Raw genomic sequence first — 15,808 nt, 5'->3', positions numbered from 1 at the left:
GTACGTCGGTGGTGACGGTGACGCGGGCGGCGCCGGCCTGGGCCTGCGCGGCCGGCTGGGTCGCCGGGGCGCTACCCGGGGCCTGCGGCACCGACGCACCGGGGATGGAACCTGCCGCGCCCGGCACGGTTGCCTGGGTCTGCGCGGCAACCGGCGGCGGGGTCGGTGCGGCCTTGTCGCGGCCCCACTCCATCCACAGCAACACGGCCACCATCAGCCAGGCAAAAATCAGGAAAACGCGGGTCTGGTTCATCAGCGGGCAGGCTCGACGGGGCCGGCATGCGATGCCGGCTCGGGCTGGGAAGAAAGGGGTACAACGCCCAGGGGCGGCGGCATTGTGCCGTCCGCGCCCGGCATGGGCAATGCGCCAAGACGGCGCAGCAGGCGTTCAAAGGCCTGGCGGAGTTCTGAGTTGCTGGCGGTACGGGCGGCGCTACGGGCAACGACGACAAAATCGCCGGCACTCATCCACGGCCGTAGGTGGCGTGTGGCATCGCGCAGCACACGCTTTACTCGGTTGCGACCCACGGCTCGGGGATCGACTTTGCGCGACACGGCGAGACCCAACCTGGCTGGCGTATCGCTCTTCAGCCAGTGCAGGGTCATCAGCGGATCGGACACACGGCGGGCGCCGTTGAAGACCGTTGTATATTCGGCACGCGTACGGACCCGCGCAGAGCGAGGGAATCGCTTGCGCGGGTCGGAACTGCTCACAGTCAGGATTGCGTCTGCCGCGGGAAGCGGCATTGCAATCAAGCGCTCAGGACTTTACGGCCCTTGGCGCGGCGACGCGACAGGATCTTGCGGCCGTCAGCGGTCTTCATACGGGCACGGAAGCCATGGTCGCGCTTACGCTTGAGGTTGCTGGGTTGGAAAGTGCGCTTGGTGGCCATGCGGGGCCTCTATATGAAGGGGACGGAAAGAACCGGAAATTCTATAGACCTGATCAAGGTGCCGTCAAGTGCTTGTCACTACGGGAATTCATTGGGCTGTGCAATAGCTGTGGATCATTTTGTGAATAACTTCGGGACAACCATTCCCGGCCCCCCTCGTCGGTGGTAGTCTGCGCCATCCATTCTTTCCCCCTTCCGGCCTGCGGTGCGGCGGTTTTCCACGCCTGTCCCCTGGCCCCAGACGATTATTGCCGATGGATGCCTGGTCCCGTTGTCTCGAACGCCTTGAAGCGGAGTTCCCGCCCGAGGATGTTCACACCTGGTTGAAGCCGCTGCAGGCCGATCTGCGCGTGGACAGCCTGGTGCTTTATGCGCCAAATGCCTTCATTGTCGACCAGGTGCGCGAGCTGTACCTGCCGCGCATCAAGGAACTGCTGGCGCACTTCGCCGGCTTTGGCGACGTTTTTCTTGAAATCGGCTCGCGTCCGCGCGCCGTAGAGGCGCAGATTGCGTCCAATCCGGGCTTCTCCGCGCCTGTCGTGCCGGCCGAGCCGCTGGTGCCGTTCGCCGGCAACCTGGATTCCCACTACACCTTCGCCAACTTCGTGGAGGGTCGCAGCAATCAGCTGGGCCTGGCCGCGGCGTTCCAGGCGGCGCAGAAACCGGGCGACCGGGCGCACAACCCGTTGCTGTTGTACGGCGGCACCGGCCTGGGCAAGACCCACCTGATGTTCGCGGCCGGCAATGCGATGCGCCAGGCCAACCCGGGCGCCAAGGTGCTGTACCTGCGGTCGGAACAGTTCTTCAGCGCGATGATCCGGGCGTTGCAGGAAAAAACCATGGATCAGTTCAAGCGCCAGTTCCAGCAGGTGGACGCGCTGCTGATCGATGACATCCAGTTCTTCGCCGGCAAGGACCGTACCCAGGAAGAGTTCTTCCATACGTTCAATGCCCTGTTCGACGGCAAGCAGCAGATCATCCTGACCTGCGACCGGTACCCGCGCGAAGTCGAGGGCCTGGAAGCACGGCTGAAGTCGCGACTGGCCTGGGGTCTGTCGGTGGCCATCGAGCCGCCGGACTTCGAGACCCGCGCCGCGATCGTGCTGGCCAAGGCACGCGAGCGTGGCACCGAGATCCCCGACGATGTGGCGTTTCTGATTGCCAAGAAAATGCGCTCCAATGTCCGCGACCTCGAGGGTGCGCTGAATACTCTGGCCGCACGCGCCAACTTCACCGGCCGTGCGATCACCACTGATTTTGCGCAGGAAACCCTGCGCGACCTGCTGCGCGCCCAGCAGCAGGCAATCAGCATTCCCAACATCCAGAAAACCGTGGCCGACTACTACGGGCTGCAGATCAAGGATCTGCTGTCCAAGCGCCGGACCCGGTCGTTGGCCCGTCCGCGCCAGGTAGCCATGGCGCTGACCAAGGAACTGACCGAGCACAGCCTGCCGGAAATCGGCGACGCCTTTGCCGGCCGGGACCACACCACGGTGCTGCATGCCTGCCGGCAGATCCGGACGTTGATGGAAGCGGACGGCAAGTTGCGGGAAGACTGGGACAAGCTGATCCGGAAGTTGAGCGAATGATGCATGTACGCCGCTAAGGCGTCATCGCATAAAACGGTGCAGAATCCGGTAGCAAGCAGGGGACAGGGTGTGGATAAAAACGCCGTTCAATCTGGGCGCGAAGTTATCCACAGCATTGCCCTCCCCTTCGGGGCCAGTAATGCAGAGGGTTTCGAGGCCTGAAACCCTTTTGTTTACAAAGACTTAGCTGTGTTTTCCCGCGATTCTGGCGCTACCATCACCACCAAGCTTTTGATTTATTCCACATTTTTTTAAAGCATAGGGGCACGGAACCACATGCGTTTCACACTGCAGCGCGAAGCCTTTCTCAAGCCGTTGGCACAAGTCGTCAACGTGGTCGAACGCCGCCAGACCCTGCCGGTTCTGGCTAATTTCCTGGTCCAGGTGCAGAACGGGCAGCTGTCGCTGACCGGTACGGACCTGGAAGTGGAAATGGTGTCGCGGATCGCGGTGGAAGATGCCCAGGACGGCGAGACCACCATCCCCGCACGCAAACTGTTCGAGATCATCCGCGCCCTGCCCGACGGCAGCCGGATCACCGTCTCGCAGACCGGTGACAAGATCACCGTGCAGGCCGGCCGCAGCCGCTTCACCCTGGCAACCCTGCCGGCCAACGACTTCCCGTCGGTGGACGAAGTGGAAGCCACCGAGCGCGTGGCGATCGGCGAAGCCACCCTGAAGGAGCTGATCGAGCGCACCGCGTTCGCGATGGCCCAGCAGGACGTGCGGTATTACCTCAACGGTTTGCTGTTCGACCTGCGCGGCGATGCCCTGCGAACCGTTGCCACCGACGGCCATCGTCTTGCGCTGTGCGAGACCGACCTGGAAAAGGCCAGCGGCGCCAAGCGTCAGATCATCGTGCCGCGCAAGGGCGTGACCGAACTCCAGCGTCTGCTGGAAAGCGGCGATCGCGAGATCGAGTTGGAAGTCGGCCGCAGCCACGTGCGGGTCAAGCGCGACGATGTCACCTTCACCTCGAAGCTGATCGACGGCCGTTTCCCGGATTACGAGGCCGTGATCCCGATCGGCGCCGATCGCGAAGTGAAGGTCGATCGTGAAGCACTGCGTGCCTCGCTGCAGCGCGCCGCGATCCTGTCCAACGAAAAGTACCGCGGTATCCGCGTGGAAGTCTCGCCGGGCAACCTCAAGATCAGCGCGCACAACCCGGAGCAGGAAGAAGCCCAGGAAGAGATCGAGGCCGATACCACGGTCAGCGATCTGGCCATCGGCTTCAATGTGAACTACCTGCTGGACGCGTTGTCGGCACTGCGCGATGAGTTCGTGGTGATCCAGCTGCGTGATTCGAACTCGTCGGCCCTGGTCCGCGAAGCCAGCAGCGAGAAGTCGCGTCATGTGGTGATGCCGCTGCGCCTGTGACCTGAGCGCTTGGTTCCACGTGGAACCGATGTTTTGAAGAAACCCGGCCTCGTGCCGGGTTTTTTTTTCAGCCTTCGAATGATCCATGTTCCACGTGGAGCATTGGCAATCATCATGGGGTGAACCCGAAACCGCGTCGACGTTGGCCAGGACGGCAGCGGTCGGTAATCAGAGTCGCACCGCTCGCGCTGAACTGCCTTGCTTCGCTAACACAAGCCTCAAAGGATCCGCACCGATTGCCAGCAGACCATCCTCTTCGAATCTCGCCCGATCCTGAAGCAGCTGCGTGTGGTTTCGCCTCGGCCTGATCCGCGGTCGGACGGCTCCTGATTCGCCCGCTGGATCACAGCTCTATGCTTTAAAAACTGTATATAAATCTAAAGCTAGGTGGTGGTGGTAGGGCCAGATTTGGTTGAAAAGTACCTTATCTAGTTGAAATATAAGGGTTAATTGACCTCGAAACCCCCTGTAAAAGAGGGTCTGGGCCTGGGGGTCATCCTGTGGATATCTTTCAGCCCTTCTAAAAGGGCACTTTTTATCCACAGCCGCTACAGTAGTTGTGCAGAAGCAATACATGACCCCTGTGGATAGCCAGCGGCAAAGGCGTTGAATCTCGTCAGATCTGGATATGCAGGCCTGGGTGGCCCGTCCAGATTTGAAGGATTTGCGCCCAAGCCGACGTTCGGCCTAGAAGAGCGATGCGTAAAACGCGCGCAATTTCTTCAAATCTGCACGGCACCCGCCCTGCTCGCGCCTCAGATTTCAAAGAATTCGGGGTGCCCAGAGCGGTCGCTGACAGACGCCCTTCCGGGCATAAGCCCCCAGTGCCGGCATATCGGCCCAAGTGCGGCGTTTGCATCGCCGGCCACGTGGAACCGGTCCGATGCAGTAAGCTGATCGATTCCCCCTACCCGACTGCCGCCTCGTGCGGCCTTGATCGACCGCATGCACATCCGCCGTTTGTCCCTGCACCAGGTTCGCCGCTTCGATCACGTGGAACTGGCGCCCCAACCGGGCATCAACCTGATTACCGGCGACAACGGGGCGGGCAAAACCAGCGTGCTGGAAGCCTTGCATGTCATGGCGTACGGGCGCAGCTTCCGCGGACGGGTGCGCGATGGCCTGGTGCGGCAAGGGCAGGAGGCTTTGGAGGTGTTCGTCGAGTGGGACGAGCAGCGCGAAGGCGCGCCAAGTTCCACGCGGCGTAAAGCAGGACTGCGCCACAGCGGCCAGGACTGGAAAGGTCGCTTGGATGGCGAGGATGTTGCCCAGCTCGGCAATCTTTGCGCTGCGCTGGCGGTGGTGACGTTCGAGCCGGGCAGCCACGCATTGGTCAGCGGTGGCGGTGAACCGCGTCGGCGCTTCCTCGACTGGGGGTTGTTCCACGTGGAACCAGACTTCCTCTCCCTGTGGCGGCGCTACTCGCGTGCCCTCAAGCAGCGCAATGCGCTACTCAAGCAGGGCGGGCATCCCCACGCACTGGACGCCTGGGATCGAGAACTGGCCGAGGCCGGCGAACCGTTGACCACGCGTCGCCAGCATTACCTCGAACGCCTGCAGGACCGCACCATCGCCTTGGCCGAAGCGCTTGCGCCTAACCTCGATATCCAGTCGATGACGCTCAATCCGGGCTGGCGCAAGCAGGAACTGTCCCTGTCCGATGCGCTGCTGCTGGCGCGCGAACGCGACCGCATGGCCGGCTACACCTCGGTGGGTCCGCATCGCGCGGACTGGAGCGTGGGTTTTGCCACCATTCCCGGCCGTGACGCCCTGTCGCGCGGGCAGGCCAAGCTCACCGCCCTCACTTGCCTGCTCGCCCAAGCCGAGGATTACGCCGAACAGCGTGGGGAATGGCCGGTGATCGCGCTTGATGACCTGGCATCAGAACTCGACCGCACCCACCAGGCGCGGGTACTGGACCGATTGAAGGCAGGACCCGCGCAGATATTCATCACCGCCACCGAGATACCGGCAGCGCTTAACGACGCAACGCATATCACCCGGTTCCACGTGGAACATGGACAGGTCCAGCCTGTGCCATAGTGGGCTCCCGGAGGGCCACGGTGCCCGGCTGGTATAATTGCTGTTGCAACCCCTTATTACTCGGCGCCCCGCCTCACGGTGGCGGCCCGACCTGCGGAGCCTACGGCAAGCGCAATGACTGAAGAACAGAACACCCCGGCAAATAGCGGCAACTACGACGCCAACAGCATTACCGCCCTGGAAGGCCTGGAGGCGGTTCGCAAGCGTCCCGGTATGTATATCGGCGACGTCCATGACGGTACCGGTCTGCACCACATGGTGTTCGAGGTGGTCGACAACTCCATCGACGAAGCCTTGGCCGGCCACGCCGACGCCGTATCGGTGATCATCCACGCCGACGGTTCGGTCTCGGTGTCCGACAACGGGCGCGGCATCCCCACCGGCAAGCACGAGCAGATGAGCAAGAAGCTCGACCGCGAAGTCTCCGCGGCCGAAGTGGTGATGACCGTCCTGCACGCCGGCGGCAAGTTCGATGACAACAGCTACAAAGTCTCCGGCGGCCTGCATGGCGTCGGCGTCAGCGTGGTCAACGCCCTGTCGCAGAAGCTGGTCCTGGATATTTTCCAGGGCGGCTTCCATTACCAGCAGGAATTTGCCGATGGCGCCGCGGTCAATCCGCTGAAGCAGCTCGAAGCCAGCACCAAGCGCGGCACCACCCTGCGCTTCTGGCCGTCGGTAAAGGCGTTCCACGATAACGTCGAGTTCCACTACGACATCCTGGCCCGTCGCCTGCGTGAGCTGTCCTTCCTCAATTCCGGCGTCAAGATCGTCCTGGCCGACGAGCGTGGCGACGGCCGCCGCGACGACTTCCACTACGAAGGTGGTATCCGCAGCTTCGTGGAGCATCTGGCGCAGCTGAAGACCCCGCTGCACCCGAACGTGATCTCGGTAACCGGCGAATCCAACGGCATCACCGTGGATGTGGCGTTGCAGTGGACCGATTCCTACCAGGAAACGATGTACTGCTTTACCAACAACATCCCGCAGAAGGACGGCGGTACGCACCTGGCCGGCTTCCGCGGTGCGCTGACCCGCGTGCTCAACAACTACATCGAGCAGAACGGCATCGCCAAGCAGGCCAAGATCAACCTGACCGGCGATGACATGCGCGAAGGCATGATCGCGGTGCTGTCGGTGAAGGTGCCGGACCCGAGCTTCTCCAGTCAGACTAAGGAAAAGCTGGTCAGCTCCGACGTGCGCCCGGCCGTGGAAAGCGCGTTCGGCCAACGTCTGGAAGAGTTCCTGCAGGAAAACCCGAACGAAGCCAAGGCGATTGCCGGCAAGATCGTCGATGCCGCCCGTGCCCGCGAAGCCGCGCGCAAGGCGCGCGACCTGACCCGCCGCAAGGGCGCGCTGGATATCGCCGGCCTGCCGGGCAAGCTGGCCGATTGCCAGGAAAAGGATCCGGCGCTGTCCGAGCTGTTCATCGTCGAGGGTGACTCGGCAGGTGGCTCGGCAAAGCAGGGCCGCAACCGCAAGAACCAGGCGGTGCTGCCGCTGCGCGGCAAGATCCTCAACGTGGAACGCGCGCGTTTCGACCGCATGCTGGCCTCCGACCAGGTCGGTACGCTGATCACCGCGCTGGGCACCGGCATCGGTCGCGACGAGTACAACCCGGACAAGCTGCGCTACCACCGCATCATCATCATGACCGACGCCGACGTCGACGGCGCGCACATCCGTACGCTGCTGTTGACCTTCTTCTACCGTCAGATGCCGGAGTTGATCGAGCGCGGGCACATCTACATCGGCCTGCCGCCGCTGTACAAGATCAAGCAGGGCAAACAGGAGCAGTACCTCAAGGACGACCCGGCGCTGGATGCGTACCTGGCCAGCAGCGCGGTGGAAAACGCGTCGCTGATTCCGGCCGAAGGCGAGCCGGGCATCGAAGGCGTCGCCCTGGAGAAGCTGCTGCTTTCCTACGCCTCGGCGCAGGAAACCATCGCGCGCAACACCCATCGCTACGATCGCCAGGTGCTCGAAGCCCTGATCGATTTCACCCCGATGGACCTGGAGCACCTGCGCAAGGCCGGCGCAGACGAAGGTCTGGCCGCGCTGGCTACCCGCCTCAACAAGGGCAGCCTGGGCTCGCCGCGTTTCAGCCTGGAACTGCAGGAACCCACCGACGAGCGCCCGGCCGCACTGCTGGTCACGCGTCGCCACATGGGCGAACAGATGATCCAGGTGTTGCCGCTGGTGGCCTTCGAAACCGGCGAACTGCGTGCTCTGCACCAGTCCTCGCTGCTGCTGCACGGCCTGGTCCGCAACGGCGCCAAGATCAGCCGCGGCGCCAAGTCGGTGGAGATCGAAAGCTTCGCCGACGCGCGCAATTGGCTGCTCGATGAAGCCAAGAAGGGTCGCCAGATCCAGCGCTTCAAGGGCCTGGGCGAAATGAACCCGGAACAGCTGTGGGATACCACGGTGAACCCCGACACCCGCCGCCTGCTGCAGGTGCGCATCGAAGATGCGGTCGCTGCGGACCAGATCTTCAGCACCCTGATGGGCGATGTGGTCGAACCGCGTCGCGACTTCATCGAAGACAACGCGTTGAAGGTCGCCAACCTGGATATCTGACACAATCGAAGCAGTGCCGGCCGGTTGCGACCTGCAACCGTGCCGGCCATCGCCTTTCGATGCCAGGAATCCGATGTCCGCTACTGCCCCGGCGTCCACCACGCCTCCGCTGCCCCCTGCCTCAACCACCGCATCCGGCGGCAAGCCGCGATCGCCCGTCGCGGGTTTCTTCATCGACCTGGGCATCGCCATCGTGGCGTTGTTCGGGCTCAGCCTGCTTAGTGGGCTGATCTGGGGTCTGTACCGCGGCGCCGTCGTCGGCTCCGAAGCGGCACGTCAAGGCAACGCGATCGACGCCAGCGCCCTGGCCCAGCAACTGGGCCAACCCGGTGCCCTGGCGCAGATCGTCATGGCGCTGGTCGCCACCGGCGGCACTGCGCTGCTGCTGTATTTCCTGCGCCGCCGTGCTGATGCCGGCGAACGCAACGCCTCGCTGCAGGCCGCACGCCGTCCCTCCACCTGGGGCTGGACGCTGTTGGTCGCCACCGGCGTGGTGATCGGCAGCAACCTCATCGCCTATCTGGCCAAGCAGGCCGGAATCGAACCGGTGCCGACCAACCTGGCGCTGATGGAACAGGCCCTCACCCGCTTCCCGTGGTTCCTCGCGCTGTTTGCGGTTGTGCTTGCGCCGGCCTACGAAGAACTGCTGTTCCGTCGCGTCCTGTTCGGGCGCCTGTGGCAGGCCGGCCGCATGTGGCTGGGCATGCTGCTGAGCAGCCTGGCGTTCGCGCTCATCCATGAAATTCCCGGCACCAGCGCCAATGGCCCTTGGGAAATCGCCCAGTTGTGGCTGGTCTACGGCGGCATGGGCGCCGCGTTTGCGTGGTTGTACCAGCGCACCGGTACGCTATGGGCACCGATCGTGGCGCATGGACTCAACAACGCGATCGCGCTGGCTGCGCTGGTGTTCCTTGGCCTTCACTGAGCGTCGCGCCCGCTTGACGAAAATTTACATCCGGGCCCTACACACTGGGCACATGAACACGGGGGACCTGCGATGAAACCAGTGCTGTTCGGCGTTGCGCTTGCGGTGTTGGTCAGTGCCTGCGCCACCACCACCTCGCCCACCGGGCGCCGGCAGATGGTGGGCGGTGTGTCGCAGGCCGAACTCGACCAACTCGGCGCGCAGGCGTTTACCGAGACCAAGCAGAAGGAAACGATCAGCACCGATGGCCGCCAGAACGGCTATGTGCAGTGCGTGGTCAACGCGCTGGTTGCCCAGTTGCCGCCACAGTACCGTGGCGTACGGTGGGAGACGGCGGTGTTCGTCGACAAGGAACCCAATGCCTTTGCGCTGCCAGGCGGCAAGGTCGGGGTGAATACCGGCATCTTCACCGTGGCCAAGAACCAAGATCAGCTGGCGGCGGTGATCGGCCACGAGATCGGCCATGTCATCTCGCGGCACCACGAGGAACGACTGACCCGGCAGATGACAGCGAACACAGGGTTAGCCGTGGCAGGCCTCCTGGCCGGCGCGGCCGGCGGCGAAGGTGCGGCCAACACTGTCAATCAGTTTGGTGGCATGACCGCGCAGGCGGCCTTCCTGCTCCCCGGCTCCCGTGCCCAGGAAAACGAAGCCGACGTGGTCGGCCAACGGCTGATGGCCGAGGCCGGGTTCGACCCCGGCCAGGCGGTCAACCTGTGGCAGAACATGATGGCCGCCAGTGGCGGGCGCTCCCCGCAATGGCTGTCCACCCACCCGGACCCGGCCAACCGTATCCGCGAACTGCAGCGCGACGCGCCGGCCCTGGCCGGGGTGTACCAGCAGGCGCAGGCAGCGGGGCGGAAGCCGAAGTGCGGGTGATCAGCGCAAAAGATGCTGTATTGCAGCATCGGAAACGATTTCTCACGCCATCAGTTTCTGATACGTTTGGCGGCTCAGATTTTTCTGACAGTCCGTTTTGATGCCGCTGCGGCGGTTCGATCGAGGTGAAAGATGATTTTCAGCAATCACAAGCAAGCCGTCCTTTCCGTCCTCATCGCGACCGCCATTGGTGGCGCCGTGGTCACCGATGCCTTCGCCCAGTCCTCCCGCTCGTCCGAGCGTGGTGGCCGCAGCGGTGGCAACAAGCAGGCCAAGGCCGAGGCGCTCTACCCGAACGCGACCCGCCAGGAGCCGAACCTCAAGGCGTCGGCCAAGCTCGGCAGCAAGCTGCAGAAGCTGATTGACAGCTACAACGACCAGAAGTTCCCGGAAACCCGGGCCCTGGCCGATGAAATCCTGGCCAACCCCGCCGCCAACACCTACGACAAGTCGCTGGCCGCGCAGCTGGGCTCCCAGGCCGCCTACAACACCGACGACTCCGCTGCGGCCAAKAAGTACCTGCAGCAGGTGCTGGAATTCAACGGCCTGGAAAACAACGGCCACTTCCAGTCGATGCTGATGCTGGCCCAGCTGCAGTTGCAGGACAACGAGACCGCCGCGGGCCTGGCCACGCTGGACAAGTACCTGGCCGAAAGCAAGTCGACCAAGCCGGAAGAACTGGTCATCAAGGGCCAGGCGCTGTACCAGGCCGAGCGCTACGCCGATGCCATCCCGGTGCTGCAGCAGGCCATCGCCGGCTCGCCCGAGCCGAAGGACAACTGGAACCAGCTGTTGATGGCGGCCATGTCCGAAGCCGGCCAGACCGGTGAAGCGGTCAAGCAGGCCGAAGCGCTGGCCACCAAGAACCCGACCGACAAGAAGGCCCAGCTCAATCTGGCCAGCATGTACATGCAGGCTGACCAGATGGACAAGGCCGGCGCGGTGATGGGCAAGCTGTACACGGCCGGTCAGCTCACCGACGAACGTGAATACAAGCAGCTGTATTCGATCTATGCCAACACCGAGGGCAAAGAAAAGGACGTAATTGCCGTTATCAATGATGGGTTGCAGAAGGGCATCCTGAAGCCGGACTACCAGGTGTACCTGGCCCAGGCCCAGGCGTACTACTACTCCGACCCGCAACAGACGGACAAGGCCATCCAGGCGTGGCAGAACGCCGCCCCGCTTTCCAAGGACGGTGAAACCTACCTGAACCTGGCCAAGGTGCTGTATCAGGAAGGTCGTATTCCGCAGGCCAAGGAAGCGGCGCGCCAGGCGAAAGCCAAGGGCGTGAAGAACCCCAAGGATGCTGACAAAATCATCAACCTGAAGTAAGTGGGAATAACGCCTGAATGCCTGCCACAGTGATGCGCAGGCGCTCAGGATTGGTATAAGCTTGGAGGTTCCTGCGGTGTCATGCACCGCTGATCATGGGCTACCTGTCCCCGGGTATCCCGGCCCCACTAATGAGCTCTTGGCGCATGACGGAACAACTAGTCGTTCACAGGTACGAACAACGCGATGACACCGGCTTCAGCTGGCCGCGGATCGTGGGTATCGCTTTTGTAATCGCACTGCATCTCACCGCCTTCATGATGCTTCTGATCCCCGCCGTGGCCCCCAAGGCTGCTGCGGAGAAGGAACGCAACATCATGGTGACCCTGGTCGACGCTCCGCCGCCGCCCCCACCGCCGCCGCCGCCGCCGCCGCCGACTGAAACGCCGCCGCCGCCGGTCAAGAACCTGTCGCCGCCGAAGCCGTCGCCGGTGCCGCCACCGCCGCAGGCTCCTGTGGTCGACGTGCCGGAACCGCGTGCGAACGACATCGTCACTCCTCCGAGCCCGCCGTCGCCGCCCGCGCCGCCGAGCACGATCGAGGCCAGTGTCGATATCTCCTCGAAGAACATGAACCCCCCGCGTTACCCGCCGGCTGCTTTCCGTGCAGGTATCCAGGGTGAAGTCATCCTGATCATTGATGTCGATGCCAATGGCAACGTCACCAATGTGTCGGTCGAACGGTCCAGCCGTAACCGTGACCTCGACCGCGCCGCAATGGAAGCAGCTCGCAAGTGGAGCTTCCGTTCTGCGGAGTCGGGCGGGAAGAAGGTCGCAGGTCGCGTTCGCGTCCCGGTCAACTTTGCGCTGAACTGATGGTTCGCGGTGGCCCGCCGGCCACCGTCCCGTCGGTTATTTGTAGCAACACCATTCATCACCACACACAACAAAGGTAAGCGTCATGCTGCAGGAACTCTTCATCGCCGCTGCTGCTGGGGGCAACCCGTCGAACGCCCTCTCGCAGATGGGCTTCGAGCACTTGATCCACGAAATGACCACCCAGCCGGGTGACTTCGCCGTCTCCTGGGTCGTGTTGCTGACCCTGATCGTCATGTCGGCCATGTCCTGGTACTGGACCGTCATCAACATCTTCCGTGCAACCCGCCTGAAGAGCGCGGCCGACAAGGTCGTGAGCCTGTTCTGGGATACCCCGAACGCGCAGGATGCCATCCGTGCCATGGAAGAACAGCCGGCTTCCGAGCCGTTCTCCAAGATCGCGCTCGACGCTGCCCAGGCAGCTGCCCACCACCAGCGTGCCGAAGGCGGCGCAACCGGTGGCCTGGGTGAGAACCTGAGCCGTTCGGAATTCGTCGATCGCGCCCTGCGTCAGGCCGTGACCCGCGAAAGCAACAACCTGCAGTCGGGCATGACCCTGCTGGCCACCGTCGGTGCAACCGCTCCGTTCGTCGGTCTGCTGGGTACCGTGTGGGGCATCTACGGCGCGCTGATCAAGATCGGTGCCACCGGTTCCGCCTCGATCGACGCCGTTGCCGGCCCGGTGGGTGAAGCACTGATCATGACCGCCATCGGTCTGTTCGTGGCTATCCCGGCCGTGTTCGCCTTCAACTTCTTCAGCAAGATCAACAGCGCCACGATCAGCAAGTTCGATACGTTCGCTCACGACCTGCACGACTTCTTCGCCACCGGTTCGCGCGTCCGCTAATTGCGACGCGCTTCACCGAGCGAGAACGTAGTCAACACGATCTAGACGGAGCCCGTTATGGCTTTCAGTAGTGGTAACAGCGGCGGCCCCATGGCCGACATCAACGTTACGCCCCTCGTGGACGTGATGCTGGTGCTGCTGATCATCTTCATCATCACGGCGCCTCTGATGTCCCACAAGGTCAAGGTGGATCTGCCGGAGGCCAACCTGGTGCAGAACCCGGAAGACGCTGAGAAGCGTTCGGGCCCGATCACCCTGGCAGTCAAGGAAGACGGCTCGATCTACTGGAACGACGAGGAAATCAACAAGCAGACCCTCGAGTCCCGCTTGTCGACCGCCGCCCAGCAGACTCCGCAGCCGCCCCTCAACCTGCGTGGTGACCGCACCACCAAGATGCGCGTCATCAACGAGATGACGAAGATCGCGCAGGAACAGGGCATGCTCGACGTTGGCTTCGTTGCCACCAAAGAGAAGGGGCAGTAAGCCATGGCGTTCAGTACTGGTGGTAATAAAGGCCCCATGGCCGACATCAACGTCACGCCCCTCGTGGACGTGATGCTGGTGCTGTTGATCATCTTCATCGTCACCGCGCCGATCATGACGTACCCGATCGCCGTGGACCTGCCGCAGCGCGTGCTCAACCCACCGCCGCAGCTGGTCGAGCCGCCGCCGCCGATCGAACTCAAGATCGACGCCAGCAACCAGGTCTCGTGGAACAACAGCCCGGTCGCGACCGGCGAGCTGCAGCAGCGGATGGAACAGGAGGTCCAGAAGGACCCGACGAACCAGCCGGAACTGCGCATCGACGCCAGCCCGGACTCCGAGTACGACGTGATGGCCAAGGTGTTGGCTGCCGCGAAGAATGCTCAGATGAAGAAGATCGGCTTCGTACAGCAGTAAACCGCACGACGCAGTCATGACGCGACTGGAAAACGCCCCTTGGAAGAGGGGCGTTTTTTTTTGCCCCGCCACTGGCCAACGCCGCGCGCGCGCACGGGACGCGCGCGGCCCGCTATCATCCGCGCATGCTCGCCACCTACCCTGCCCTCGCGGCCTGGCTCGACGCCGTCCCGCACCTCCGTCCGTTGCTGGTGGCGGCCTACATCCTCTACCTGCTCTGGCTGACCGGCTGGATCATGCTGCAGAAGCGCGAGCCGGTAGCCACGCTGAGCTGGATCCTGTCGATGGCCGCCCTGCCCTACCTGGGGTTGTTCATCTATTACCTGCTGGGCCCGCAGAAAGTGAAGCGGCAGCGCCTGCGTCGCGGTCGCGCGCGCTCGGGCATGGAGCACTACAGCAGCGTGTGCCCGCCCGACGCGGACTGCACCGAGCTGTCCAAGATCGCCCAGGCCACTACCGGGCTGGCGCCCAGCTCGGCCACCGAGGTGGAGTGGCTGGTCGACGGTGCGGCGACTTACCGCACGTTGCTGGCGGCGGTGGCGACTGCCCAGGACCACCTGCACGTGGAGTACTACATCTTCAACCCGGACCACGCCGGTACCGCCTTGCGCGATGCGCTGGTCGAGCGCGCCCAGGCCGGCGTGCGCGTGCGCCTGCTGCTGGACGCAGTGGGTTCCTCGGGCATCCGCAAGCGCTTCCTGCAGCCGCTGCTGGACGCCGGCGGCGAGGTGGCCTGGTTCCATCCGCGGCAGCTGCTCAAGCCGTTCAAGCGGCCGTGGTTGAACATGCGCACCCACCGCAAGCTGGTGGTGATCGACGGCCGCATGGCCTTCACCGGCGGCATCAACATCACCGACGAGGAGGACGAAAGCCGTCGTCCCGACGCCTATCGCGACCTGCATATGCGCGTGGTCGGGCACGTGGTGCGCAGCCTGCAGCTGGTATTCGTGGAGGACTGGATCTATGCCACCGGGCAGGAGCCGGCACGCTTCAACATCGCCCAGCTGTGGCCGCATGACATGCCCAGCCGCCAGGACGGGCGCATCGATGCGCAGGTGCTGGTGTCCGGGCCGGATTCGGCCTGGGAAACCATCCACCGGCTCCAGGTGGCGGCCATCCACGAGGCGCGTGAACGGGTCTGGCTGGTGACGCCCTACTTCGTCCCTGGCGAAGCGGCCCGCATGGCGCTCACCTCGGCCGCGCTCGGCGGGTTGGACGTGCGCCTGCTGGTGCCCAAGATGAGCGATTCCTGGTTCGTCACCCAGGCGGCGCGGTCCTACTTCGACGAACTGCTGCTGGCCGGGGTCAAGATCTACGAATACGGCCCGCGCATGTTGCACACCAAGGCCTTCATCGCCGACCAGGACGTGTGCATCGTCGGCAGTGCCAACTTCGACCACCGCAGCTTCCGGCTCAACTTCGAGCTGTCGATGATGTTCGTCGATGCCGATCGCGTGGCCGCGCTGGAGCGCATTCTGGCCGCCGAGTTCGACGCCGCCGTGCGCGTGCAGAACGACCGCAAGCGCTCGCTCTGGCGGCACCGGGTGCCCGAGGCGTTCGCCCGGCTAGCCTCGCCGCTGTTGTGACCGGCCACGTGGAACCGCAGCGGCCGGCGGCGCTACACTTGCCCG

14 protein-coding genes and 1 pseudogene are annotated in these 15,808 nt (G+C 63.7%); 12 read left to right on the top strand and 3 right to left on the bottom strand.

All coding sequences use genetic code 11. From position 1 onward, the window contains the following. The 3 genes and pseudogenes from AC1DR7_RS07130 to rpmH form a co-directional block, all read right to left on the bottom strand. Nucleotides 1-253 (bottom strand): annotated as a pseudogene (locus AC1DR7_RS07130) (membrane protein insertase YidC); the annotation flags it as partial. Continuing rightward, nucleotides 253-747 (bottom strand): ribonuclease P protein component, encoded by a 495-nt coding sequence (rnpA, locus tag AC1DR7_RS07125; RefSeq protein WP_256776087.1) that lies wholly within the window; start codon nt 745-747, stop codon nt 253-255. The gene rnpA and the pseudogene AC1DR7_RS07130, both read right to left, overlap by 1 nt. A 5-nt stretch (nt 748-752) precedes the next feature. Beyond that, nucleotides 753-893, bottom strand: coding sequence for a 50S ribosomal protein L34 (rpmH, locus tag AC1DR7_RS07120; RefSeq protein WP_006404565.1), 141 nt, complete (start codon nt 891-893; stop codon nt 753-755). A gap of 254 nt (nt 894-1,147) precedes the next feature. Here rpmH and dnaA point away from each other — a divergent pair, with 254 nt between their 5' ends. From dnaA to cls, 12 genes are all read left to right on the top strand, one after another. After that, a complete protein-coding gene (gene dnaA, locus AC1DR7_RS07115; RefSeq protein WP_256776086.1) occupies nt 1,148-2,482 on the top strand; it encodes a chromosomal replication initiator protein DnaA in 1,335 nt (444 codons plus the stop codon). Between the two features lie 276 nt (nt 2,483-2,758). Beyond that, nucleotides 2,759-3,859, top strand: a complete 1,101-nt coding sequence (gene dnaN / locus AC1DR7_RS07110) for a DNA polymerase III subunit beta (RefSeq protein ID WP_256776085.1) — start codon at nt 2,759-2,761, stop codon at nt 3,857-3,859. Nucleotides 3,860-4,804: 945 nt separating this feature from the next. After that, nucleotides 4,805-5,902, top strand: a complete 1,098-nt coding sequence (gene recF / locus AC1DR7_RS07105) for a DNA replication/repair protein RecF (protein ID WP_457319110.1) — start codon at nt 4,805-4,807, stop codon at nt 5,900-5,902. A 114-nt stretch (nt 5,903-6,016) separates the two neighbouring features. After that, nucleotides 6,017-8,476, top strand: coding sequence for a DNA topoisomerase (ATP-hydrolyzing) subunit B (gene gyrB, locus AC1DR7_RS07100; RefSeq protein WP_256776083.1), 2,460 nt, complete (start codon nt 6,017-6,019; stop codon nt 8,474-8,476). Between the two features lie 73 nt (nt 8,477-8,549). Next, nucleotides 8,550-9,401 (top strand): lysostaphin resistance A-like protein, encoded by an 852-nt coding sequence (locus tag AC1DR7_RS07095; protein WP_478051677.1) that lies wholly within the window; start codon nt 8,550-8,552, stop codon nt 9,399-9,401. A gap of 72 nt (nt 9,402-9,473) precedes the next feature. Next, a complete protein-coding gene (locus AC1DR7_RS07090) occupies nt 9,474-10,280 on the top strand; it encodes a M48 family metallopeptidase (protein WP_478051676.1) in 807 nt (268 codons plus the stop codon). Between the two features lie 132 nt (nt 10,281-10,412). Then, nucleotides 10,413-11,615 carry a tetratricopeptide repeat protein gene (locus AC1DR7_RS07085; protein ID WP_478076432.1) on the top strand — a complete coding sequence of 401 codons (1,203 nt, stop codon included), beginning with the start codon at nt 10,413-10,415 and terminating at the stop codon, nt 11,613-11,615. A gap of 146 nt (nt 11,616-11,761) precedes the next feature. Next, nucleotides 11,762-12,430: an energy transducer TonB gene (locus AC1DR7_RS07080; protein WP_478052861.1), complete on the top strand. Its 669-nt coding sequence runs from the start codon at nt 11,762-11,764 to the stop codon at nt 12,428-12,430. Between the two features lie 85 nt (nt 12,431-12,515). Further along, the gene (exbB, locus tag AC1DR7_RS07075; RefSeq protein ID WP_256776079.1) at nt 12,516-13,277 is read left to right on the top strand and encodes a TonB-system energizer ExbB; all 762 of its coding nucleotides are present in this window, start codon (nt 12,516-12,518) and stop codon (nt 13,275-13,277) included. 57 nt (nt 13,278-13,334) lie between these two features. Then, nucleotides 13,335-13,760 carry an ExbD/TolR family protein gene (locus AC1DR7_RS07070; protein WP_038691526.1) on the top strand — a complete coding sequence of 142 codons (426 nt, stop codon included), beginning with the start codon at nt 13,335-13,337 and terminating at the stop codon, nt 13,758-13,760. A 3-nt stretch (nt 13,761-13,763) separates the two neighbouring features. Continuing rightward, on the top strand, nt 13,764-14,177 hold the full coding sequence (locus AC1DR7_RS07065; protein ID WP_038691524.1) for an ExbD/TolR family protein: 414 nt from the start codon (nt 13,764-13,766) through the stop codon (nt 14,175-14,177). Nucleotides 14,178-14,302: 125 nt separating this feature from the next. Further along, nucleotides 14,303-15,763, top strand: coding sequence for a cardiolipin synthase (cls, locus tag AC1DR7_RS07060; protein WP_457319841.1), 1,461 nt, complete (start codon nt 14,303-14,305; stop codon nt 15,761-15,763). Nucleotides 15,764-15,808 lie beyond the last annotated feature (45 nt).

Source organism: Stenotrophomonas sp. P5_A9 (assembly GCF_056400525.1).
This window is presented reverse-complemented; position numbering and strand designations above follow the sequence as displayed.